Source organism: Pseudomonas carassii, assembly GCF_036324045.1.
GTDB classification, from domain to species: domain Bacteria; phylum Pseudomonadota; class Gammaproteobacteria; order Pseudomonadales; family Pseudomonadaceae; genus Aquipseudomonas; species Aquipseudomonas peradeniyensis.
Genome location: NZ_JAZDCT010000006.1, coordinates 113863 through 137134, shown reverse-complemented (window position 1 = coordinate 137134; position 23272 = coordinate 113863). Strand labels below are relative to the sequence as shown.

The window sequence follows — 23272 nt, the reverse complement described above, 5'->3', positions numbered from 1 at the left end:
TCTCTCCTTGTCTCAGCGGCGGGCGAAGCGCGACAGTTGCGCCTCATCCAGGGTCAGCCCCAGGCCGGGTGTGGCCGGTACATGCAGGTGGAAATCGCGGTAGACCGGCGCTTCGCGGACGATGTCCTCGGTCAGCAGCAACGGGCCGAACAGCTCGGTGCCCCAGGTCAGCTGGCGCAGGGTGAGAAAGGCATGGGCCGAGGCCAGGGTGCCCACCGCCCCTTCGAGCATGGTCCCGCCGTACAGCGCGATGCCTGCGGCCTCGGCGATCTGCGCGGTGCGCAGCACGGCGCGGGGGCCGCCGTTCTTGGCAATCTTCAGGGCGAAGACACTCGCCGCGCCTGCGGCGGCCAGGCTGAAGGCGTCCTCCACGCTCTCGATGGACTCGTCGGCCATGATCGGCGCCGGGCTGCGCTGGTTCAGGCGGACCTGGCCGCCACGGTTGATGCGCGAGATCGGCTGCTCGACCAGGTCGACGCCGTTGTCGCCCAGCACCTGGCAGGCGCGAATGGCCTGGGACTCGTCCCAGTACTGGTTGACGTCGACCCGCACACTGGCGCGCTCGCCCAGTTCGCGCTTGATCGCCAGCACGTGCCTGAGATCCTGCTCCAGCGGGTTGGCACCGATCTTCAGCTTGAACAGCCGGTGACGGCGAATCTCCAGCATGTGCTCGGCCTCGGCGATATCCCGGGCGGTATCACCGCTGGCCAGGGTCCAGGCCACCTCCAGGCTGTCGCGTACCCGCCCGCCGAGCAGTTCGCTCACCGACAGCCCCAGGCGCTTGCCCTGGGCGTCGAGCAAGGCGCTCTCGATCGCCGACTTGGCGAAGGTGTTGCCCTTGGCCAACTTGTCCAGCCTGAGCATGGCGGCGTTGATGTTGCCCGCGGGCAGGCCGATCAATGCCGGCGCCAGGTGCGCGTCGATATTGGCCTTGATGCCCTCGGGGCTTTCGTAGCCGTAGGCCAGGCCGCCGATGGTGGTGGCCTCGCCGATGCCCTCGACGCCGTCGCTGCAACGCAGGCGCAGGATCACCAGGGTCTGGCGCTGCATCGTGTGCATGGCCAGCTTGTGCGGGCGGATGGTCGGCAGGTCGACGATGAGCGTCTCCAGCCGGTCGATGGTCGGGCTTGTCATGCAGGCTCCAGTTCAGTCAGGGTGGGGGTTCAGGCCGCCGCGGCCAGGGCGTGGCGCCGGCCGCTGGCCAGGTGCACGGCCATGGCCAGCGCGGCAACGGCGCCAGGGATGGCGAAGGCGATGAAATTCAGTTGCAGCGGCAGGTTGATGCCCATCAGCGCGCCGCCCAGCAACGGTCCGACGATGGCGCCGTTGCGGCCGATGCCGGAGGCCCAGCCCAGGCCCGTGGAGCGAACCGAGAGGCCATACAGCTGCGCGGCCCCGGCATACAGCAGGATCTGCGTGCCGATGGTGGTGGCGCCGGCGATGAAAATCAGCAGGTACAGCACCGGCATCGGGCTGTTCACCCCCAGCAGGCTGATCGACAGCGCGGCGGCGAGGAAGAACGCCACCTTGACCTTGACCAGGTTGTAGCGGTCGCCCAACCAGCCGCCGAAAATCGCCCCGGCCATGCCGCCGAAGTTCAGCGCCAGCAGGAACGACAGGCTCGAACCGAGGCTGTAGCCGGCGCCGGCCATCAGCTTGGGCAGCCAGGAGCTGAGGGCGTAGACCATCAGCAGGCAGCAGAAGAACGCCAGCCACAGGGCCAGGGTGCGGATGGCCAGGCCGTTGCGGAACAGTTCGAGCACAGATGAGGCTTTGCCGGCATCGCGGGGCAAGCCCGCTCCCACGACCAGGTCATCGTGCTCGGTGACATCGCAATGAGGGGCGAGACGCTTGAGCAACTGGCGCGCTTCATCGACGCGACCCTGGCGCACCAGGAAGCCGATGGACTCCGGCAGGTAGAACAGGATCACCGGCAGGAACAGCAGCGGCACGGCGGCGGCGAAGAACATCGACTCCCAGCCGAAGCGCGGCAGCAGGAAAATGCCAATGCCCGCCGAGAGCATGCCGCCCAGTGAGTAGCCGCTGAACATGATCGCCACCAGGGTACTGCGCAGACGCTTGGGCGCGTACTCGTTCATCAGCGCCACCGCGTTGGGCATCAGCCCGCCACAGCCGAGACCTGCGAAAAAGCGATAGAGGCCGAACTCGCTGGGGCTGCTGGCGAAGCCGTTGAGGATGGTCGCCCCCGAGAACAGCGCGAAGCACAGGGCGATGCCTTTCTTGCGCCCGATGCGGTCGGCCAAGCTGCCGAACGCCAGGGCGCCGAACATCATGCCGAACAGCGCGTAGCTGCCCAGGGCGCCGGCCTGAAGCGGGGTCAGCGCCCATTCCTGCATGATCACCGGCAGCACCACACCGTAGATGAACAGGTCGTAGCCGTCGAAGATCAGCAGCAGGCCGCACCAGGCCATGACCCTCCAGTGAAAGGGAGTAAAGCGGGCATTGTCGATGATCGCGTGGACGTCGAGTGTTCGCATGGCATCTGTCTCCGTTGTTCTTGTTGTGTGCAGAGAAACCTTGCCGGGGCGGCCTTCAGCCGAGGTCGCCACCGCCCACCGGCAGGGTCACGCCGGTGATGTACGAGGCCTCGTCAGAAGCCAGGAAGAGGATCGCGCCGACCTGCTCGTCGAGGCTGCCGTAGCGCTTCATCAGGCTGCTGGACAGGGTCTGGTCGACGATCTGCTGGTACCAGGCCCGCTCCTGGGCGCTCTGCTCGGCCTCGTTGCGCGGGATGCGTCGCGGTGGCGCCTCGGTGCCGCCGGGGGCGGTGGCGTTGACCCGGATGCCGCGCCCAGCGGTCTCGAAGGCCAGGCACGCGGTGAGCGCGTTGACGCCGCCCTTGGCCGCGCCGTAGGGCACGCGGTTGACGCCCCGGGTGGCAATGGACGAGACGTTGACGATGGCGCCGCTGCCGCGTTCGAGCATGTACGGCAGCGCGGCGTGGCAACACCACAGGGTGGGGAACAGCGAGCGGCGCACCTCGGCCTCGATCTGTTCGACCTGGTAGTGCTCGAAGGGCTTGGCCCAGATCGTGCCGCCGACGTTGTTGACCAGGATGTCGAGGCGGCCGAAGGTCTCGACGGCGCGGGCCATGACCTGGGCGCAGTCGGCATGCCGTTCGAGATCGGCGGTGAGGGTCAGCACGCCCTCGCCCGCCAGTTCGTGGACCAGCTCGGAGCGGTCCACCGCCACCACCTGCGCGCCCTCGGCCTTGAGCCGCCAGCACACGGCGCGGCCGATGCCCTGGGCAGCGCCGGTGACCAGGGCGACTTTGCCTTGGAATCGGTTGTTCATGTGAGTTTCCTATTCAACACAAGATCGTCGGGAGGGCTGCGCCCTCCATCGCGGCACAAGGCCGCTCCTACAGAAAAGCGTGCCCCCTTGTAGGAGCGGCCTTGTGCCGCGAAAGGGCCGCAACGCGGCCCCGGCGCTCTCGAAGTTCATGGATAAAAAGAGGCCACCCTCACCCGCACGATGCAGGCAGCCCCGTAAAACCTCAGGCCGCCGCGGCGAACTTCTCGTAGTAGAAATTGGCCGGGGTGATGCCCTGCTCGCGGATGTACTGGCTGACCGCCTCGACCATCGGCGGCGGGCCGCACAGGTACACATCGACATCGCCGTCGTTGAGGTGGCGCGGCTCGATGTGCTGGGTGACGTAGCCCTTTTGCGGGTACTGGCTATCGGGGTTGGCCACACAGGCGCTGAAAGTGAAGTTGGGAATGCGCGTGGCCAGGGCTTGCAGGCGGTCCAGTTCGACCAGGTCGAAGTCATTGGTCACCCCGTACACAAGGTGCAGCGGATGCGCGCTGCCCTGCTCGGCGATCTTCTCCAGCATTGCGGTGAATGGCGCGAGGCCCGTGCCGCCGGCCAGCAGCAGCAAGGGGCGCTGGATCGTCCGCAGGTAGAAACTGCCCAACGGGCCTGCCAGGCTCATGCTGTCACCAGCCTTGGCCAGTTGGGTGAGGAAGCTGCTCATCAACCCGCCCGGCACGTTGCGGATCAGGAAGCTGACTTCGCCGTCCTTGGGCAGCGAACTGAACGAGTAGGCGCGGCTCTGCTCGCTGCCCGGCACTTTGAGGTTGACGTACTGCCCCGGCAGGAATGTCAGGCGGCTGAGCGCCTCGCCCTTGATCGACAGGGCGATGGTGCTGGCCGACAGCTGGCGCACGTCGCTGATGGCCGCTTCAAAGCTGGCCTGCTCGGTCTTGCACACTTGCGACGAAGCCGGGATGCGCACCACGCAGTCGCTTTCGGCGCGCATCTGGCAGGTCAGCACGTACCCCTGGGCGATTTCCTCAGCGCTCAGGGCGTCCTCGATGAAGTTGTCGCCCAACGCGTATTGCCCGGACTCGGCCTTGCACTTGCAGGTGCCACAGGCGCCGTCGCGGCAGTCCAGCGGGATGTTGATGCCCTGGCGGTAGGCGGCGTCGGCCACGGTCTCGTGGCCGGCGGCCTCGATGAAACGGGTGACCCCGTCCTCGAAATTCAGTGCGATCTGGTAGCTCATGGTGCACCTCGCGGGCGAGCCTGTGCGCGGCGCGCCGTCAGGCACACCGACAGGCTCGGCGGTGAATCAGATGTGGTAGATGTCGATGACCTGGCGCACGTAGTCGTTCTTCAGGACCACCTTCTTGGCCTTGATAAGCGGCTGTTCGCCGCGCAGGTCGAGGGTGTAGAAGCTGGTGCCGAAGTAACTGTCGGTGGTCTTGTAGCGAAAGCTCAGAGTGTGCCAGTTGAAGCGCACCTGGCAGCTGCCCTCGTCCACCGCGACGATCTCGATGTTGCTGAGGTTGTGCGAGGTGCGGGTGTCCGGGACCGTGGCGCTGGAGCGCTCGGTCTTGATGCGGAACACCCGGTCCTCGAGGCCGCCACGGTTGCCGTACCAGATCAGCGAGATCTCGCTTTGCGGGTCCTCGGTCAGGGTGTCGTCGTCATCCCAGGACGGCATCCAGAAGGTGGCGTCGCAGGCGTACAGCTCCAGCCACTGGTCCCACTGGGCATCGTCCAGGTAGCGCGCCTCGCGGTAGAGGAAATCGCGCACGGTGTCATGCAGGCTCATTGCACGGCCTCCACGGGGATCAGCTGTTGTTCGTCCTTCAGGGCCTGGACCATGGTGTCCTGCCAATACTTGTGCTGCAGCACGAACAGGCCTTCATCCTCGGTGCGCACACCCGACAGCAGCGGCTTGAGCGCGATCTCGCTGGCCGCCGCGTCGGCGCCTTCGATCCAGTGCTTGGCGCCCCGGGACATATCGTTCCAGCCGGCACCTGCGCCGTAGCCGGTCTGGCAGGAGCGGAACTCTTCCAGGTCGTCCGGAGTGGCCATCCCGCTGACGTTGAAGAAGTCCTCGTACTGGCGGATGCGCCGGGCGCGGGCCTCGGCGCTTTCACCCTTGGGCGCGATGCAGTAGATGGTGATCTCGGTCTTGTTCACCGAGATCGGTCGGGCCACGCGGATCTGCGAACTGAACTGGTCCATCAGGTAGACGTTCGGGTACAGGCACAGGTTGCGCGAGTTCTCGATCATCCAGTCGGCGCGGGCCTGGCCGAAGTCGGCGGCCAGTTGCTCGCGTCGCTCATAGGCCGGGCGATCCTCGGGGTTGGCCCAGCGGGTCCAGAGCAGCAGGTGGCCGTGCTCGAAGGAGTAGAAACCGCCGCCCTGCTTGGCCCAGGCGCCGGCGCTCATGGTCTTGATCTCGTCGCCCGCCTCACGCTGCTTGCGCTGGTTCTGGGTGGCGGCGTAGTTCCAGTGCACGGAGCTGACGTGGTAGCCGTCGGCGCCGTTCTCGGCGGTGAGTTTCCAGTTGCCTTCATAGATGTAGGAGCTGGCGCCGCGCAGCACTTCCAGACCCTCGGGCGACTGGTCGACGATCATGTCGATGATCTTCGCCGACTCGCCCAGGTGCTCGACCAGCGGCTTGACCTCGGCATTCAGGCTGCCGAACAGGAAGCCCCGATACGACTCGAAACGGGCGACCTTGGTCAGGTCGTGGGAGCCGTCGCAGTTGAAGCTGTCGGGGTAGCCGGCGTTGCCCGGATCCTTGACCTTGAGCAGCTTGCCGCTGTTGTTGAAGGTCCAGCCGTGGAACGGGCAGGTGTAGCTGGACCGGTTGCCGCGCTTGTGCCGGCAGAGCATGGCGCCGCGGTGGCTGCAGGCGTTGAGGAAGGCATTGAGTTCGCCGTCCTTGTTGCGCGCGATGAAGATCGGCTGGCGCCCCATGGTCAGGGTGAGGAAATCGTTGTTGGCGGGGATCTGGCTTTCATGGGCCAGGTAGATCCAGTTGCCCTCGAAAATGTGCTTCATCTCCAGGTCGAACAGGCGCGGGTCAGTGAACATCTCCCGCTTGCAGCGGTAGACGCCCTTCTCCCGGTCATCCTCGAGCAAGGCATTGAGATAGTCGAATCCCAGGGACATGGCCAGGGCCTCCGTTGTTATTGTTCAGGCCGGGTCAGGTTAGGTCCCTGGGTAACGCGGTGATATCCGGATCGTGCAGAGTGCTATCCGTTTTGTGCAGGCAGTTTCATGCAGTGCCTGTAGCGACTCAGGAGCTCTCCCGCACCATCAGCTCGAACCCTAGGTCCTGCTGCCCGGTGGCCACCCGCTTGCCGTCCAGCAGCGCCAGCAGCGCCTGGGCCGCGCCGCGGCCGACCGCCGCGCGCGGGGTGCGGATCGAGGTCAGGCGCGGGACCATGTGCGCCGAGGCCGGCAGGTCGTTGAAGCCGACCATCGCCACCCGCCGCGGCACCTCGACGTCCTCGCGCAGCGCCTGCAGCACCGCGCCCTGGGCCAGGTCGTCGTTGCAGAAGAAGATGCCGTCGACATCCGGCGCCTTGGCCAGCAAGCGGCTAAACAGTGTGCCGCCCAGGCCGATGGACGACGGCTGCGGATCGAGCATTTCCAGCTCGGGCGCCTGCAGGCCGGCCTCGGCCAGGGCCTGGCGGAAGCCCTCGGCGCGCTGCATCACCCGCGGGTCGAGCTGCGCGGCGATGAAGCCCAGGCGCCGCCGGCCACGCTCAATCAGGTGGCGCGCCGCGGCGCGGCCGGCCTCGTGCTGGGAGAAGCCCACCGACAGGGCATCGGCCTCGCCGCCCAGCTCCATCATATGCACGCACGGCACCCGGCTGGCGGCGAGCATCTGCCGCGAGGCGTCGCTGCGCTCGAAGCCGGTGAGCAGCATGCCGCACGGTTGGTAGGCCAGGTAGTTGCGGATCAGGTTCTCTTCCTCGGCGATATCGTAGTGATAGTTGCCGATCAGCACCTCCAGGCCACGGGGGCGCATCACCTCGTGGATGGCCTCGAGGGTATCGATGAACAGCTGGTTGGACAGCGACGGGATCAACACCACCACCGACTGGCTGCGCGCCGAGGCCAGGGCGCGCGCCGCCGGGTTGGCGACATAGCCCAGGCTGCTCGCCGCGGCCATGACCTTCTGCGCCAGTTCCGGCGCGACCGTGCTGACGCCGCGCAGGGCGCGGGAGGCGGTGATGGGGGAAACCCCGGAAAGCCTGGCGACTTCCGCCAGAGTGGGACGACCGGTAGTGCGCGAGCCAGTGCGGGACATGAGTGTTGTAATTTTACCGCTTGCAGGAATGGGGAACGGTCACTAAGGTAGCGCTGTCTCTGAATGCAGGCAATGCAATCTTGGTAGCAGGCATGCGTTCAGCGTCCATACTGCCAAAGACAAGATCAATAACACCCGGGAGGGTGGCGCATAACCTTCGGCTCGTCCCGGCCAAGACAGCGCTATCTCACCCAGCAGGAGGTACAGATGAACCCTTCCCTGTCCGCGATCGTGGTCATGGGCGTAGCCGGCTGTGGTAAAAGCAGCGTCGGCGCCGCCATCGCCACCCGCAGCGGCGGCCGCCTGATCGAAGGCGATGCCTTCCACCCCGCCGCGAACATCGCCAAGATGAGTGCCGGCATTCCCCTGGACGACGACGATCGCGCCGGCTGGCTGGTGCGTCTGGGCCAGGAACTGCAAGACACCCTGGCCGCCGGCGAGCGCCCGATCCTGACCTGCTCGGCCCTCAAGCGCCGCTACCGCGACACCTTGCGCCAGGCCGTGCCCGAGCTGTGCTTCGTGTTCCTCGAACTGACCCCGCAGGAAGCGGAAAAGCGCGTGCTGGCCCGCCCCGGCCACTTCATGCCGGCCAGCCTGATCGACAGCCAGTTCGCCGCGCTGGAGCCGCCGCACGCCGAGCCCCTGACCCTGGCCCTGGATGCCACCCGCCCGCTGACGACGCTGGCCGAGGACGTGCACCAATGGCTAAAGCCCTGCGGTGAGCAGGCGCTGGCGCGGACTGCCTGATCCGGCGGTTTTTCCGGCTCACCAAAGACAGCGCTGTCTCCATGCTTCTCAAGACGCAATGACGCAAGACACGCGACACCAAAACAACAACGAAAAGACCGAGGTTCACGAACCATGTTCGGACTGGCTACCGATACCTTCCTGTTGCTCGACGCGATGGTCACCATCGTCGGGCTCATCCTGCTGATCACCCATTTCAAAGTTCACCCCTTCGTCGCCCTGACCCTGGCCGCAGGCTTTCTCGGCCTGACCTCCGGCATGCCGGTGGCCAAGGTGATGAAATCGTTCCAGGACGGCTTCGGCGGCGTGCTCGGCTTCGTCGGCATCGTCCTGGCGCTGGGCACCATGCTCGGCAAGCTGATGGCCGACTCCGGCGGTGCCGACCAGATCGCCCAGACCCTGATCCGCGCCTTCGGCAAGCAGAAGGTGCACTGGGCGATGATGTTCGCCGCCTTCCTGGTGGGCATCCCGCTGTTCTTCGAGATCGGCTTCGTGCTGCTGATCCCGCTGGTGTTCATCGTCGCCCGCCGCTCCGGCGTGTCGCTGGTGAAGATCGGTATCCCGCTGCTGGCCGGCCTTTCGGTGGTGCACGGCCTGGTGCCGCCGCACCCGGGGCCGCTGCTGGCGATCGGCATCTTCCACGCCGACATCGGCAAGACCATCTTCTACGGCCTGCTGGTGGCCCTGCCGACCGCGGTGATCGCAGGCCCCCTGTTCGGTAACTTCATCTCGCGCTACATCCCGGGCAACCCGTCCCAGGAGCTGATGGACCAGATCGCTCGCGAGTCGAACCAGCAGAACCTGCCGAGCTTCAGCGTGACCCTGATCACCGTGCTGCTGCCGGTGGTGCTGATGCTGCTGAAAACCTTCGCCGACGTGGTATTGCCGGCCGAGCACATCGTGCGCCAGTGGATGGACCTGATCGGCCACCCGATCACCGCCCTGCTCGCCGCCCTGCTGCTGGCCTTCTACACCTTCGGTTCGGCCCGCGGCTTCAACCGCCAACAGATCATGAAGATGCTCGACCAGAGCCTGGCGCCCACCGCCGCCATCGTGCTGATCGTCGGTGCTGGCGGCGGCTTCAAGCAGATGCTGGTGGACACCGGCGTCGGCAACGTGATCGGGCAGATGGCGGTACAGGCCGAGATCTCGCCGATCCTGCTGGCCTGGCTGGTGGCGGCGGTGATCCGCATCGCCACCGGCTCCGCCACCGTGGCGACCATCACCGGCGCCGGCATCGTCGCCCCGGTGATCGACCTGGTGCCGGGGGTCAACCGTGAGCTGCTGGTGCTGGCCACTGGCGCCGGTTCCCTGATCCTGTCCCACGTCAACGACGCCGGGTTCTGGCTGGTCAAGCAGTACTTCAACATGACCGTGGCCGAGACCTTCAAGACCTGGAGCATGATGGAAACCATCCTCTCGGTGGTCGGCATCATCTTCATCATGCTGCTGTCGATGGTGGTGTGACCGCTGGTCGCCGTCATGGCACCTTGCTGACGGGTCACAGGCCCAAGTGAGACAGAGGCCCTGCGCACGCTGGGCCGCTTTCTCCGTCGCAAAGGAGCCTGCCCCATGAAACACCCCTTCCTCCTGGCCGCCTTGCTCGCCTCGCCACTGGCCTTGGCCGCCGGTACCGGCGCCACCTACCCTGACGATCCGCACAATCCGGCGCCACAGCCGGGGGTCGACAGCACCCTCAACCCGATCGAGAAGCCCATGCCACGGGACACCGACCCGCGGATCAAGGGCAATGACCCGGACAGTCCGCCGGCCGAGCAGAATGATGATCGTGACCTACCGGGGATGGGCGACAGTGGATCGGAGGGGATGGGGCGTGACGGTGGTGGGTCAGGGACTAGCGGGAAACCTTGAGCCCATGACGCTACTCGGTCCCTGTAGGAGCGGCCTTGTGTCGCGAAAGGGCTGCAAGGCAGCCCCGGCGATATCAGCTTGATGCACGAATCCTGGGGGCGCTTCGCACCCCTTTCGCGACACAAGGCCGCTCCTACAGGGATCGCGTTGGGCTGGTCACCACTGGCGCTTGTCCGGGCGGGTCAGGCCGAGTTTCTCGATCTTGTAGCGCAGCATATCCCGCGACAGCCCCAGCAGTCGTGCCGACTTGGTGACGTTCCAGTCGGTGCGATCAAGCGTGCGGCAGACCATGTCGCGCTCCATGTCCGGCAGGCTGGCGGCGCCCTGTGGCTCATGACGCGGCGCTTCGAACGCCAGCACCTGCGCCGCTTGCGCCTGCGGCTCGTCGACCAGGGTCAGGCACAGGTTCAGCTGATGGGCGCCGATCACCTCGCTGGGGGCCAGCAGCACTGTCTGTTCGAGCATGTTGCGCAGTTCGCGCACGTTGCCCGGCCAGCCGTAGCCCAGCATCAGCGCCTCGGCCTCGGCCGAGAAACGCAGGTTGGGCTTGCCGTAGCGCCGCCCGTGGTGGGCCAGGAAATGCCGGGCCAGGCGCAGGATATCCTGCCCGCGCGCGTACAGGCGCGGCACCTTGAGGGCGATGATGCGAAGGCGGAAGAACAGGTCGCGGCGGAACTTGCCCTGCTGGACCATCTGCTCGAGGTTGCAGTTGGTGGCACTGATCACCCGCAGGTCGACCTTGCGCTCCTTGACCGCGCCGATCCGGCGGATGGTGCGGTCCTCCAGTAGCTTGAGCAGCTTGGCCTGCAGCACCAGGTCCATCTCGCCGATCTCGTCGAGGAACAAGGTGCCGCCGTCGGCCGCCTCGACCAGCCCCACGCGGCGCTCCTTGGCGTCGGTGAAGGCGCCCTTTTCATGGCCGAACAGCTCGGCCTCCAGCAGGTTGGCGGGGATCGAGGCGCAGTTGAACTCGATGAACGGCCCCTTGGCCCGGCTGCCGTCGAAATGCAGGGCGCGGGCCACCAGTTCCTTGCCGGTGCCGGTCTCGCCCTCGACCAGTACCGGCGGCAGGTCGCCGCTGGCCATGCGCTGCTCGGCGTCGAGCAGCTGGCGCAAGGTGTGCTTGAGCTCGAGCATGGCCGGCGACTCGCCGATCAGCGCCTGCAGCCCGGACTTCTGCGCCTCGCGTTCCTGATAGAACGACAGCGTGCGCTCCATGCGCTCGGCGGCCAGGGCCTTGTCCAGCATCAGCTTGAGCTCGGCCAGCACCACCGGCTTGGTCAGGTAGTGGAACGCCCCCTCCTTCATGGCCAGCACGGCGTCCTCGACGTTGCCGTAGCCGGTCATCATGATCACCTTGAGCTCCGGCGCCTGCGCCACCAGCGTGCGCAGCAGGTCGTGGCCGCTCATGCCGGGCAGCGAGTTGTCGGTCAGCACGGCGTCGGGCCGGGCGCGCTTGATCTGCTCCAGCGCCAGTTCCGCGCTGTGGAACACCGTGACCTCGAAGCCTTTCAGGCTCAGGTAGGTGCGAATGTTGTCGGCGAGGATTTCATCATCCTCGACCACCAGGATGCTGTGCTCCATGGTCCCCTCCCGCTGCAATGTTGAAAGTCAGGCTGACGCGGGTTCCTTCCTCTTCGCGGCTGGTCAGTTCGACCGCGCCGCCAAAGCGTTCCATGATCCGCTTGACCAGGGCCAGGCCAACACCCAGCCCGCCCTGCTTGGTGGTGAAGAACGGCTTGAACACCATACGCCGCTGCTGCTCGTTCATGCCCTTGCCGGTGTCGCTGAGCTGCAGCTGGGCCTGCTGGCCCTCCAGCTGACGCACCTCGGCGCGCAGCTCGCCGCCCTGGGGCATGGCCTCCAGGGCGTTGGCGAACAGGCTGTTGAGGATCTGCGTCAGTTGCAGCGGCTGGCTGGCCACCCATTGCGCCGGTGGCCCGTCGAAGGCGAAACGCACGCCGTTGCGCTCGATCTGCGGGGCGAAGGTCTGGCGCGTATCTTCGATGGCCGCCACCAGGTCCACCGACTCAGGCTCGTCGCTGGCCGGGCGCAGCGATACCAGCAGGTCGCGGACCCAGCGCGACATGCGGTCGACCTGGGTGATGATGTCGCCGATGTTCTTCTGCGCCGCCGGGCTGGCGATGTCCTGCGCCAGTTCCGCGCTGGAGCGGATGTTGGCCAACGGGTTGCGCAGGCTGTGGGCCACCGCCGAGGACATCTCGCCCAGGGCCACGTAGGTCTCGCTGGCTACCAGGCGGTCCTGCTGGTGGCGCAGCAGGCTGGCGGCGCGGCGCACGATCCAGAACAGGCCGAAGTAGATCAGCGCCCCGCCGACCAGGGTAGAGGCCCAGATCAGCACATAGCCGCGCTGGATGCGCCGAACCAGGTCCTGGGGTTCCTTGTAGATCTCGACCATCGCCAGCACCTGCTCGCCCTGGCTGTCGAACAGCGGGATGTAGTTCTCGATGAACAGGTGCCGGGGCTCGCGCTGGAACTTCTGCTCCTCACGATCCTCGTCGGCCTTGTGGTAGCTGGCCGATACCGACTGGCGCGAATGGAAGGCATGCTCCAGGTCGTCGTCCTCGTCGATGCGCTTGCCGATCAAGTTGGGGTTGGTCGACCAGACCACCAGGCGGTCGCGGGCATAGACATTGGCCAGCAGGGTGTCGGGCAGGTGTTCGACGTGGTCGAGGAACTCGACCCGGGTCGACTCGGCCAGTTGCGGGGTGAACTGCAGGTGCTGCTGGTCCAGGCGCGGGTCGAGCAGCTCGCCCATGGTGATGCCCGGCGGCAGCTGCGAATGGCGTACCTCGGCCTGGGCCATGGCCTGGATGAACTGGGCGGTGAGCATGGCGTCGCGCTCGACGCTGTCACGCACCACGAAACGCGTCGAGACGTATCCCAGCCCGCCGGCGACCGAGGCAATGATCAGCAGGCTGACCAACGAGAACCAGCGCAGCAGGTTGAACTCGCGCAGCGGCGCGGCCAGCCCGGTGGCGGAGGCGCCGGCCTTGTCAGGGGCATCGTTTTCGAGCGTCTGCATCGCGTCGCTCCCGCCTGGGGGCCGATGAGGGCTATCGGCATGCCCTTGCTACCGGTGGTAGCAAAATGACTCCATTAAGGCCGAGAGGACGGTACCGCCCCAGGCCTGTGTCAGGTCAAGCAAAAACTCAGCCAGCGCATTCAATATTGTATTTTTTGTTATATATCATGCACTTAAAGAAATTTATTAATTCTGAATCTAGAAAAATCCCCCGCTTTTGGGGAACCGTCACCCAAATTTCATAAAATACTTTTAAAACAATAAGTTAAGAAATATATCTACAGCTACACATCACATCGCTGCGACGCGAAAATTCAACAGCACCCGTGTCCCTATCCCCTCACGGCTGCTCAACCGCACCGAGCCGCCAAAGCACTCCATGATCCGCTTGACCAGCATCAGCCCCACCCCCACGCCACCTTGCTTGGTGGTGAAGAAGGGCCGGAAGGCCATGCGCTGCTGCTGCTCACTCATGCCCTTGCCGGTGTCCGAGAGGCGCAGGCTGAGGGTGCGCCGGTCGTGACGTATCACCTCCACGCGCAGCTCGCCACCCGCCTCCATCGACTCCAGGGCGTTGGCGATCAAGCTGCTGAAGATCTGCCCGAGCAAGGCCGGCTGGCCCAGCACCCGGACCGTCGGCAGCTCGGCCAGTACCAACCGCACGCCACCCTGTTGCAGCGCCTGACCATGGGCCTGGAGGCTGTCGCGCAGGGCCTGGGCCACATCCACCGGCACGGCTTCGTCGCCGAGCGGGCGCAGCGACTGCAGCAACTCGCGCACCCACTGCGACATACGGTCGACCTGGCTGATGATGTCGCTGATGTTCTTCTGCGCCGGGCCTTCGTCGAAGGCCTGGGCCAGTTCGGCGCTGGAGCGGATGCTCGCCAGCGGGTTGCGCAGGCTGTGCGCCACCGCCGACGACACCTCGCCCAGGGCGACGAAGGTTTCGTTGCCGATCAGCCGCTTTTGCTGCACCGCCATCAACCGGGCGGCGCGGCGCATGATGCCGTACAGGCCGACGTAGACCAGACCAGCGCCCACGGCGATGGCCAGCCAGATCAGCAGCAGGCCGTGCTCGATACGCACGATCAGGTCGTGGGGCTCCTTGTAGATCTCGACCATGGCCGTGACGTTCTCGCCGTCGGCATCGAACAGAGGGATGTAGTTCTCGATGAACAGCTGTTCGGGCGGGGTGACGAACTTCTGTTCGCTGCGCGCCTGCTCGAAGTCGTGGTAGCTGGCCGACACCCGCATCTTGTACTCGAAGGCTCGGTCGAGGTCGTCGTCCGACTCGATCAGCTTGCCGATCAAGGCCGGGTTGCTCGACCAGATCACCGTGCGGTCGGGGGCGTAGATGTTGGCCAGGAGCATGTCCGGCAGGTGGGCGATGTGGTCGAGGAACTCGCCCCGGGCCCGGCGCCGGGCCTCGGGATCGACGTCCGACAAGGCGTGGTCGGTACGCGGGTCGAGCAATTCGCCCATGGTCCGCACGTTGGGGATCGACACATGGCGCACTTCGGCGTCGGCGATGGAGGTGATGAACTGCGCGGTGAGCAAGGCATCGCGCTCGACGCTCTCGTCGATGATGAAGCGGCTGGAGATCAGGCCCAGCCCGACACCCACCGAGAGGATGATGGCCAGGCTCACCCAGGCGTACCAGCGCAGCAGGTTGAATGGCTTGCGCGCCGGGCCGGTGTCGGCAGGCAGCAGTGTGTCGGGACGGGGGGCGAGGTCCATGGCGGGCTCCGCGGCTGGGCACCTCTAGAGGTTATAGCCCAGAGTTGGGGGAAGCATGGGGTGTCGGGGGAGCTATTGATCGCGTGAGGGCTGCTGGTGCTCGGCGCTAGCCTTGCAGCGCCCCCCTCGAAAACCCACCCCACTCAAAGCGGCGCATCCTCGGCCAACCCACGCAACAACCGATACTCACGCAACACCGCCGGCACATACCGCCGCGTCTCGGCGAACGGCGGCACCACCCGCCCCCGGCTGAGCACCGCGTCAGGCCCGGCATTGTAGGCCGCCACCGCCAGGGTGATGTCATTGTCGAACAGCTTGAGCATGCGCTTGATATAGCGCGCCCCGCCCTGCACGTTGGACGCCGGATCCAGCACATCCCCGACACCCATCTCCTTCGCCGTGTCCGGCATCAACTGCATCAGCCCCGCCGCCCCCTTGGCCGAACGGGCCTTGGGGTTGTAGCCGGACTCGGCCTTGATCAGCGCATGCAGCAGCGCCGGCGACACATCATTGGCCAGGGCCGCGGCCGCCACCAGATCGGCATAGGGCCGCCCGGTGACCAACTGAGCGTTGACCGGCCCACCCGTCACCCCGCGCTCCTTGATCACCCGCTCATAGTGCCGTCCTGGCCGATGCACATTGGACAGCACAAAGCCGCCCTTGCCATCGCTGGCGATGTAGATGTCAGCCTGGGCGCCGAACGCCATCAGCCCCGCCGCCAGTCCCAGGATCAGTCCACGCATGTCGGTCGCCTCCCGCCGCAAAAGATCAACAGTGGCCCCCGATGTTGGGGGAAATGCCCCGTGGATCCGGGCTTTACGGCTATGACGCAAGCGCCGTGCCGCCCGCCAGCACGCACGGCGCCAGGGCCCGGCGCAGACGTGCACGGCTGTTGCATAACAGGGATAAACGCACTGGAGGGTTTCACCATGCAGCGCAACATCCACGCCCAACGTGGCTTCACCCTGCTCGAACTGTTGGTGGTGCTGGTGGTGCTGGGCCTGCTGGCCGGCATCGTCGCGCCCAAGTACTTCAGCCAGTTGGGCCGTTCCGAGGCCAAGGTGGCGCGAGCGCAGATCGAAGGCCTGGGCAAGGCCCTGGACCTCTATCGTCTGGAAGTCGGCCACTACCCCAGCAGCGAACAGGGCCTGCAGGCCCTGGTGGTCGCGCCCGGCGGCGAGGCGCGCTGGTCGGGGCCGTACCTGCAGAAAGCGGTGCCCCAGGACCCTTGGGGACGCCCATACATCTACAAGCAGCCCGGCGAGAACGGTGGCGAGTACGATCTGCTGTCGATGGGCAAGGACGGCCAGCCCGGCGGTGACGGGGAAAACGCCGAGATCACCAGCTGGCAGTGAGGAGCCCGGTCATGCGCTATCAGCTCAAGGCCCTGGGCAGCCAGGGCGTGGTGCAATTGCAGGTGGAGGCCGAGGACAGCGACCAGGCCCGACGCCAGGCCGAGGACCAGGGCCTGCGCGTGCTCAGCGTGCGCAGCCAGGGCCTGGTCCTGCGCCGCCGCCCGGCGGCGTTCGACCTGATGCTATTCAGCCAGGAGCTGGCCACCCTGCTCGGCGCCGGCCTGCCGCTGATCGACGCCCTCGAGAGCCTGGCCGAGAAAGCCCCGGGCGGCGCCACGCGCAAGACCCTGGAGCAGCTGGTGCGTCAGCTGTACGAGGGGCGCTCGCTGTCCCAGGCCCTGGCCCAGCAGCCACGGGTGTTCCCCGCCCTGTACGTGGCCCTGGTGCAGTCCAGTGAACGCACCGGCGCCCTGGGTGACGCCCTGAACCGCTACATCGGCTATCGCCAGCGACTGGACCTGGTACGCCAGAAGCTGGTCGGCGCCTCGGTCTACCCGCTGCTGCTGTTGCTGGTGGGCGGCGGCGTGGTGCTGTTCCTCCTGGGCTATGTGGTGCCGCGCTTCAGCCTGGTGTTCGAGGGCATGGGCAGCGAGCTGCCCTGGCTGTCAGGGGTGCTGATGCGCATCGGCCTGTTCCTGCATGCCCAGCAACTGCCCCTGGGGCTGGGCGCCCTCGCCGGCCTCGGCGCGCTGGTCGCCCTGCGTCGCCATCCAGCAGTACGTCGTGGCGCCGGCCGCGTGTTGCGCCGTATTCCAGCCTTGCACCAGCGCCTGGTGATGTACGAGCTGGCACGCTTCTATCGCTCGCTGGGGATCCTCCTGCAAGGCGGTATTCCCATCCTCACCGCCCTGGGCATGGCCCGGGGGCTGCTGGGCAGCAGCGCGGCCGAAGGCCTGGAGCAGGCCAGCCGGCGGGTCGCCGAGGGCCTGCCGTTGTCCGATGCGCTGCAGGCCGGGCAACTGGTGACGCCGGTTTCGCTGCGCCTACTGCGCGCCGGCGAGCAATCGGGCAATCTGGGCGAGATGCTCGAGCGCTGCGCGGACTTCCACGATCAGGAGATCGGCCGCTGGGTCGAGTGGTTCGTCAAGCTGTTCGAGCCCTTGCTGATGACCTTTATCGGCCTGCTGATCGGACTGATCGTGATCCTGATGTACATGCCGATCTTCGAGCTGGCGTCGAGCATTCACTGAGCAAGGTAGCAAATGGCCATGCGCATGGCTTAGCATCGCCGGTTTGCCCTTAGAGCCCTTGTATCGTGCCGCTTAGCCTGCCGACCCTGATCCTGGTCGCCGTTTTCATCCTGGCCCTGATGGGCATCCTGACCCTGCACGCCTGGCGGCGCTGCGCCAGCGACCCGAGCCTGGGCTACCTGGGCGCGATGCTGCTGATCTCGGGTCTGGGGGTGTGCCTGAACGCCCTGCGTGGGATTGGCGTGGACTACCTGGCCCTGGTACTGGGCAACATCGTCCTGCTGGTCGGCACCGGCCTGGGCTGGACGGCCATGCGCGTGCTCGGCGGGCGCAAACCGCACTGGCCACTGCTGCTAGCCGGCGCCGTGTTCTGGTGGCTGTTCAGCCTGTGGCCGGGTTTTCACGGCGATCTCGGCCTGCGGGTGAAGGTGTATTCGCTGCTGACCCTGGGCTACACCTGCCTGAGCATCGGCGAGTTGCTGCGTCCCCGGGTTCGCCTGCAGGTGTCCTATACCCCGGCGCTGATCCTGACCACCGTGCATGCAGTGCTCTACCTGATGCGCACGTTCATCGAGGAGGGTGTCGCCCTCGACCAGGCGATCAACAGCGGCGGCGCCAGTCCGGGATTCTTCGCCTTCATCCTGTTCGAGTCGATGCTGTTCGCCATCGGCATCTCCTATGTGACCCTGGCGATGGTCCGCGAACGCGCCGAGATCCTGTTGCGCGCCGCGGCCTACAGCGATCCGCTGACCGGCGTTGATAACCGCCGGGCGTTCATGGAGCGCGGCGCACGGTTGCTGCAGGACTGCGCGGCAAGCCAGGCGCCAGTGGCGCTGCTATTGTGCGACCTGGACCACTTCAAGCGAATCAATGACCGTTTCGGCCACCCAGCCGGGGACGAGGTGCTGTTGGCGTTCGCCCGGGAAACCGCTCGCCACCTGCGTCGGGACGACCTGTTTGCACGCATCGGTGGCGAGGAGTTCGCCTGCCTGCTGCGCGGCGCCAGCGAAGCCGAGGCCGAACAGGTGGCACAGCGGATCTGCGCCGGGTTTTCCGGGCTGGCGCTGCTGGAGCCGGGGCTGCTGGGCGTGAGCATCGGCATTGTCAGCCAGCCGGCCGCGCAAGGTGATCTGTCGCGGCTGCTGTCGATGGGCGACCGGGCGCTGTATGCGGCCAAGCAACAGGGGCGTGGCCGGGTGTTGCGCTATGCCGAGGTGTCCTGACGCCCTCGGACCCTTTCAGTAATCGAAGCGCTCCACCGCCCGCCGCCGCTCGTTGTCATCGCGCCGGTCATAGCTCGCCGTGGTCTGGATGTTGGCATGGTGGGCGAGCTTCTGCGCGATCGACAGGTCGTGCTCCTCGATCACCCGGGTGATGAATGCCCGGCGAAAATCATGGGGCATGATCTTGGCCCCCACCTGCGCCCCGCGCTGGCGGGCGATGTAGTAGATCGCGTGCTTGGTGATGCGCGCACGGGTGATATGGCTGCCACGGCGGATGCGGTTGAACAGGAAGCTGTCATCGCGCTCGCCGGCGGGCAGGTGCTGGCGACGCAAGTCGAGCCAGGCCTGCAGCTTGTCGAAGGCCCAGGCCGGGGCGTACTTGACCAGCTGGCGGTTGCCCTTGGCCAGCACCTGCACGCTGCGCTCCTGGAAGTCCACCTGGTCCAGGTCGACGTCCACCGACTCCGACTTGCGCATGCCGGTGCCGTAGAGCAGCGCCAGGATCGCCGCGTCGCGCACGCCCTGGGGGCGCGGGTCGGCGGCGCATACGTCCATCAATTCGCGGATCAGGTTGCGCCGCAGATTGCGCCCCGGCGGCAGGCGGCTGCCGCTGGCTGGCTTGACCTCGCGGATCATCAGCAACTGCTCGTGGTCGATCAGCCCCTGGCGCCAGGCCTCGTTCATCACCCCGCGCACCGCATTGACGTACAGCGACGAGGTATTGGGCGCGTAGCCATCGGCGCGCAGCGCCGCGACCAGGGCGATCACATGGCCGGGTTCGAGTCGGTGCCAAGGTACCTCGGCGATATCGACATCGGCGAAGCCCAGGCGGTCGGCGGCATCCTGCAGGATGTAGCGCATGGTCAGCTGGCTGGACGGGGCCAGGCGGGCAAGGTACTGCAGCAGCGGATTGCGCAGGAGGTCGGTCACAGCGGGGATCCTGTAGCAAAGCCGAATGCGCGGCGGGCGCAAGACGGCGTAAAGCGAGTCATTTCGACCCTGATCAAGGTCAAAACGACTACAAACAAAAAGAGTCATAATGACTTCACGCAGTGCCATCACCTTGATATTCAAGGCCTTTGAACGCTGGCATGGTTCGTGATGGTACCCCATTCAACCGCTCCGATCGAACCAAGGTCCCCGCCATGCTCGTCCAGCCGATCACCGCTCGCCCACGCCAGGCCCTCTGGGCCCTGGGTTTCCGTCCGTTCTTCCTCGGCGGCAGCCTGTTCGCCCTGCTCGCCCTGCTGCTGTGGGCCGGCGTGCTGGCCGGCGCGTTCCAGCTCAACCCTGCGGGCGGCGTGCTCGCCTGGCACCGCCATGAAATGCTGTTCGGCTTCGCCGTGGCCATCGTCGCCGGCTTTCTGCTCACCGCCGTGCAGAACTGGAGCGGCATCCCGGGCCTGAGCGGCCGGCCGCTGCAGGGGCTGTTCCTGCTCTGGCTGCTGGGCCGAGTTAGTTGGTTCCTGCCCTTGCCGACCTGGCTGCTGGTCCTGATCGAGGGTACCTTCCTGCCCCTGGTGGCGCTGGCACTGGCCCGGCCGATCATCCAGCGGCGGCTGCGCAACAACTACCCCATCGTGGTCCTGGTGCTACTGATCGCCGCCTGCCAGTGGCTGACCCTGGCCGGCGAGCTGCTGGGCAACGAGGTGTGGCAACGCCGCGGTGTACTGGCCGGGCTCTGGCTGGTGGCGGCGATGATGAGCGTGATCGGCGGCCGGGTGATTCCGTTCTTCACCCGTCGCGGCCTGGGCAACATGAACCCGGCGCAGGCCCGGCCCTGGCTGGACCGCGCCTGCCTGCTGGGCAGCGTGGCGCTGCCGCTCACCTACGTGCTGGGCTTCAACGATGCGCCGCAGCCGCCGATGGCCTTGCTGTTCGCCGCCCTGGCGATGCTGCACGGCGTGCGCCTGGCGCTGTGGCATGACCGTGGCCTGTGGCGGGTGCCACTGTTGTGGTCGCTGCACCTGGCCTACGCCTGGCTGATCCCGGCCTGCCTGGGCCTGGCGCTGTGGCATACCGGGTTGGCGATCAATCCGAGCCTGGCCGCCCACGCCCTGACGGTCGGCGCCATGACCGGACTGATCGTGGCGATGATGGCCCGGGTCAGCCTGGGGCATACCGGGCGGCCTCTGACGGTGCCGCGCAGCATTGGCTGGGCGTTCGCGCTGATCCAGCTGGCGGCGCTGGCCCGGGTCGTGGTGGTGCCGTTCACGGCGCTGGGGCTGGGGTTGTCGGTGCTGTTCGGCAGCGCCGCGCTGCTGCTGTTCCTCTGGCACTACCTGCCGATCCTGCTGCGGGCACGGGTGGATGGCATGCCGGGCTGAACGCCCCGCCTCGGCTGTCGCGCATTGCGTGGGAGCGAGCTTGCCCCGCGATAGTCTACAGTTCAACCCACGCCCATCCGCCAAGGGACCGCATGGCCTTCCACCATCTCACCCGCACCCACCCTCGTCTCAGTATCGCCACCCTGGCCGGCCTGCTCGGCGGCTGGCTGATCCCCGCCGGCGACACCGTGCAGCATATCCTCGCCGGCTGGAACCTCGGCGTCTGGCTGTACCTGGCCATGGTCCTGTGGCTGAGCCTGCGGGCCAATGCCGAGCGAGTGCGCAAGGTCGCCCGGATCGAGGATGAAAACGCCGGCCTGGTGCTGATCACCGTCTGCGTCTCGGCCATCGCCAGCCTGGCCGCCGTCACCCTGCAACTGGTGTCCAGCCGCGGCCTGGAGGGCGGCGCCCTGGCCCTGCACTACCTGTACACCGGGCTGACCGTGGCCGGCTCATGGCTGCTGATCGGCTGCATCTTCAGCCTGCACTACGCCCGGCTGTTCTACACCGGCGACCGCCATGAACCGCCCCTGCGCTTCGCCGACGGCGAGCGCAACCCGGACTACTGGGACTTCCACTACTTCTCGTTCACCATCAACGTTGCCGTGCAGACCTCGGACATCGGCGTCGCCGGTCGGGCCATGCGCCGGGTGGTGCTGGCGCACTCACTGGTAGGTTTCGTGTTCAACACGGCGATCCTCGGTTTTACCATCAACATCGCAGCCGGATTGCTCGGCTAGCACCCGCAACGCGCAGGCGGCGATGCGCCGGCACACCTGCTCCAGCACAGCGGCTTCCAGCACCAGCCCAAGGCGCAGATGCCCCGCCGCGCTTGGCCCGAAACCATCCCCCGGCAGCAGGGCCACGCCCTCCTCGTCCAGCAGGCGCTGGGCGAACGCCTGGGCGCCGAGCCCGCTACCGCGAATGTCGAGCATCACGAACATGCCACCGGCCGGCCGAAGGGCATGAATGCCCGGGCAACCCTCCAGCACCGCGCAAACCCGGTCACGCCGCTGCCGGTAGACCTCGCGCATCCGCCGCACATCATCCCGCACCTGATCCAGGGCCACGCAAGCCGCGTGCATGACGAACTCCGGCAGGCCGAACAGCATGCTCATCACCAGCGTGCCGAGGTGCCGGGCGAACAGCGGCGGGCCGATCACCCAGCCGACCCGCCAGCCGCTCATGGCATGGGACTTGGACAGGCTGCCGATGGACACGCAGCGTTCGGCCATACCTGGCAGACTCAACGGACTGGGCGCCTCACCCTCGTACAGCAGCGACTGGTAGACATCGTCGCAGACCAGCCACAGATCATGCTCCCGACATAACTGCGCCAGGCGCTCCAGGTCGGCCTGGGCGATCACCGCGCCCGTCGGATTGTGCGGACTGTTGAGCAGCAGGCCCCGAGTACGCGGGGTGATCGCCCTGGCCACCGCAGCCGGATCCAGGCGGAATCCCTGCTCCGGCCGCACCGCGACCTGCACGGCCCGCGCACCGCAGGCGCCGAACACACCGTGATAGGTCACGTACATGGGCTCAGCGACGATTACCTCGTCGCCGGCCTCGAACAGGCACTGAAAGGTCGCGAACAGGCCGCACTGGGCGCCGGCGGTCACCACGACCTGCGCGGGATCCAGTGGTAGCTGGCTGTGGCGCACCACAGCCTCACGCAAGGCGAGACTGCCGCGCACATCGCTGTAATGGGTGTCACCGCGCCGCAGGCTGGCCACGGCAGATTCGACCACCGGGGCCGGGGTATCGAAATCGGGGTCGCCCACTGACAGCAGGATAATCTCGCGCCCCTGCCGGCGTTGCTCCAGGGCCTGGTAGTGAATATCCCAGGCAGCGACTGCGTGACCGGCGATACGTTGGGTGAGCGCGGAATAACGCATGACTGTCTCCCTGTCTGCCGGTCGGCACCGTTGGTCCGAAAAGCGCTGCCGATAAACATAGCAGAGCAACCCTCACTGTCAGCCGCCGGCCCACGGGGAAAACGTTTGCCCTGGGAAACATTCAGCCACCGTTCATCGTGACAGCACTGTGACCGCCGTCATGCATTAGTACATCTGCCATATTTTCCGGCGATTGCTGCCATGGCAGGTGCTATGGTTAGAGTCCCGACTGGCCAGGACGGCCACAGTGCGACTGCTACGGAATCACCGCGTTCAGGACACGAACAAGGAGGCTGGC

General features: G+C 66.6%; 21 protein-coding genes. 8 read left to right on the top strand and 13 right to left on the bottom strand.

Annotation, left to right across the window (positions count from 1 at the left end):
* Positions 1–12: 12 nt before the first annotated feature.
* From V0R62_RS06725 to gntR, 7 genes are all read right to left on the bottom strand, one after another.
* Positions 13–1134: a muconate cycloisomerase family protein gene (locus V0R62_RS06725; RefSeq protein ID WP_330103200.1), complete on the bottom strand. Its 1122-nt coding sequence runs from the start codon at positions 1132–1134 to the stop codon at positions 13–15.
* A 29-nt stretch (positions 1135–1163) separates the two neighbouring features.
* On the bottom strand, positions 1164–2498 hold the full coding sequence (locus V0R62_RS06720; RefSeq protein WP_330103199.1) for an MFS transporter: 1335 nt from the start codon (positions 2496–2498) through the stop codon (positions 1164–1166).
* Between the two features lie 55 nt (positions 2499–2553).
* Complete coding sequence (locus V0R62_RS06715; protein WP_050705109.1) at positions 2554–3315, bottom strand: 1,6-dihydroxycyclohexa-2,4-diene-1-carboxylate dehydrogenase; 762 nt, start codon at positions 3313–3315, stop codon at positions 2554–2556.
* A gap of 202 nt (positions 3316–3517) precedes the next feature.
* Complete coding sequence (gene benC, locus V0R62_RS06710) at positions 3518–4528, bottom strand: benzoate 1,2-dioxygenase electron transfer component BenC (RefSeq protein WP_330103198.1); 1011 nt, start codon at positions 4526–4528, stop codon at positions 3518–3520.
* A 66-nt stretch (positions 4529–4594) separates the two neighbouring features.
* Positions 4595–5080, bottom strand: a complete 486-nt coding sequence (benB, locus tag V0R62_RS06705) for a benzoate 1,2-dioxygenase small subunit (RefSeq protein ID WP_330103197.1) — start codon at positions 5078–5080, stop codon at positions 4595–4597.
* Entirely contained in the window at positions 5077–6435 is a 1359-nt protein-coding gene (benA, locus tag V0R62_RS06700) for a benzoate 1,2-dioxygenase large subunit (RefSeq protein ID WP_232855143.1), read from the bottom strand. Before benA ends, benB begins: the two co-directional genes overlap by 4 nt.
* A 127-nt stretch (positions 6436–6562) precedes the next feature.
* Complete coding sequence (gntR, locus tag V0R62_RS06695; RefSeq protein ID WP_330103196.1) at positions 6563–7582, bottom strand: HTH-type transcriptional regulator GntR; 1020 nt, start codon at positions 7580–7582, stop codon at positions 6563–6565.
* 207 nt (positions 7583–7789) lie between these two features.
* Here gntR and V0R62_RS06690 point away from each other — a divergent pair, with 207 nt between their 5' ends.
* From V0R62_RS06690 to V0R62_RS06680, 3 genes are all read left to right on the top strand, one after another.
* Positions 7790–8329, top strand: coding sequence for a gluconokinase (locus V0R62_RS06690; protein ID WP_262952325.1), 540 nt, complete (start codon positions 7790–7792; stop codon positions 8327–8329).
* Between the two features lie 114 nt (positions 8330–8443).
* Positions 8444–9796, top strand: a complete 1353-nt coding sequence (locus V0R62_RS06685; RefSeq protein ID WP_050705103.1) for a GntP family permease — start codon at positions 8444–8446, stop codon at positions 9794–9796.
* Between the two features lie 105 nt (positions 9797–9901).
* Positions 9902–10201: a hypothetical protein gene (locus V0R62_RS06680; protein ID WP_330103195.1), complete on the top strand. Its 300-nt coding sequence runs from the start codon at positions 9902–9904 to the stop codon at positions 10199–10201.
* 156 nt (positions 10202–10357) lie between these two features.
* On the opposite strand, the gene V0R62_RS06675 is transcribed toward V0R62_RS06680, so the two are convergent.
* The 4 genes from V0R62_RS06675 to V0R62_RS06660 all read right to left on the bottom strand — a co-directional run bounded on the left by V0R62_RS06675 (position 10358) and on the right by V0R62_RS06660 (position 15727).
* On the bottom strand, positions 10358–11785 hold the full coding sequence (locus V0R62_RS06675; RefSeq protein ID WP_330103194.1) for a sigma-54-dependent transcriptional regulator: 1428 nt from the start codon (positions 11783–11785) through the stop codon (positions 10358–10360).
* A complete protein-coding gene (locus V0R62_RS06670) occupies positions 11754–13247 on the bottom strand; it encodes a sensor histidine kinase (RefSeq protein ID WP_330103193.1) in 1494 nt (497 codons plus the stop codon). Before V0R62_RS06670 ends, V0R62_RS06675 begins: the two co-directional genes overlap by 32 nt.
* 291 nt (positions 13248–13538) lie before the next feature.
* On the bottom strand, positions 13539–14984 hold the full coding sequence (locus tag V0R62_RS06665) for a sensor histidine kinase (protein WP_330103192.1): 1446 nt from the start codon (positions 14982–14984) through the stop codon (positions 13539–13541).
* Between the two features lie 143 nt (positions 14985–15127).
* Positions 15128–15727, bottom strand: coding sequence for a lytic transglycosylase domain-containing protein (locus V0R62_RS06660; protein WP_330103191.1), 600 nt, complete (start codon positions 15725–15727; stop codon positions 15128–15130).
* A gap of 186 nt (positions 15728–15913) precedes the next feature.
* Between V0R62_RS06660 and gspG the strand changes: the two genes are divergently transcribed.
* The 3 genes from gspG (at position 15914) to V0R62_RS06645 (ending at position 18752) form a co-directional block, all read left to right on the top strand.
* Positions 15914–16339 (top strand): type II secretion system major pseudopilin GspG, encoded by a 426-nt coding sequence (gene gspG / locus V0R62_RS06655; protein WP_330103190.1) that lies wholly within the window; start codon positions 15914–15916, stop codon positions 16337–16339.
* Positions 16340–16350: 11 nt separating this feature from the next.
* Positions 16351–17529, top strand: coding sequence for a type II secretion system F family protein (locus V0R62_RS06650; protein ID WP_330103189.1), 1179 nt, complete (start codon positions 16351–16353; stop codon positions 17527–17529).
* Positions 17530–17594: 65 nt separating this feature from the next.
* Positions 17595–18752 (top strand): GGDEF domain-containing protein, encoded by a 1158-nt coding sequence (locus tag V0R62_RS06645; RefSeq protein ID WP_330103188.1) that lies wholly within the window; start codon positions 17595–17597, stop codon positions 18750–18752.
* A 15-nt stretch (positions 18753–18767) separates the two neighbouring features.
* Here V0R62_RS06645 and V0R62_RS06640 read toward each other — a convergent pair whose 3' ends face one another.
* Positions 18768–19682, bottom strand: coding sequence for a site-specific integrase (locus V0R62_RS06640; protein ID WP_330103187.1), 915 nt, complete (start codon positions 19680–19682; stop codon positions 18768–18770).
* Between the two features lie 215 nt (positions 19683–19897).
* Here V0R62_RS06640 and V0R62_RS06635 point away from each other — a divergent pair, with 215 nt between their 5' ends.
* On the top strand, positions 19898–21079 hold the full coding sequence (locus V0R62_RS06635; RefSeq protein ID WP_330103186.1) for an NnrS family protein: 1182 nt from the start codon (positions 19898–19900) through the stop codon (positions 21077–21079).
* Positions 21080–21171: 92 nt separating this feature from the next.
* On the top strand, positions 21172–21819 hold the full coding sequence (locus V0R62_RS06630) for a DUF1345 domain-containing protein (RefSeq protein WP_062574194.1): 648 nt from the start codon (positions 21172–21174) through the stop codon (positions 21817–21819).
* On the opposite strand, the gene V0R62_RS06625 is transcribed toward V0R62_RS06630, so the two are convergent.
* A complete protein-coding gene (locus V0R62_RS06625) occupies positions 21745–22974 on the bottom strand; it encodes a pyridoxal phosphate-dependent aminotransferase (RefSeq protein WP_330103185.1) in 1230 nt (409 codons plus the stop codon). The two genes, V0R62_RS06630 and V0R62_RS06625, sit on opposite strands and share 75 nt — an antisense overlap.
* Between the last annotated feature and the right edge of the window lie 298 nt (positions 22975–23272).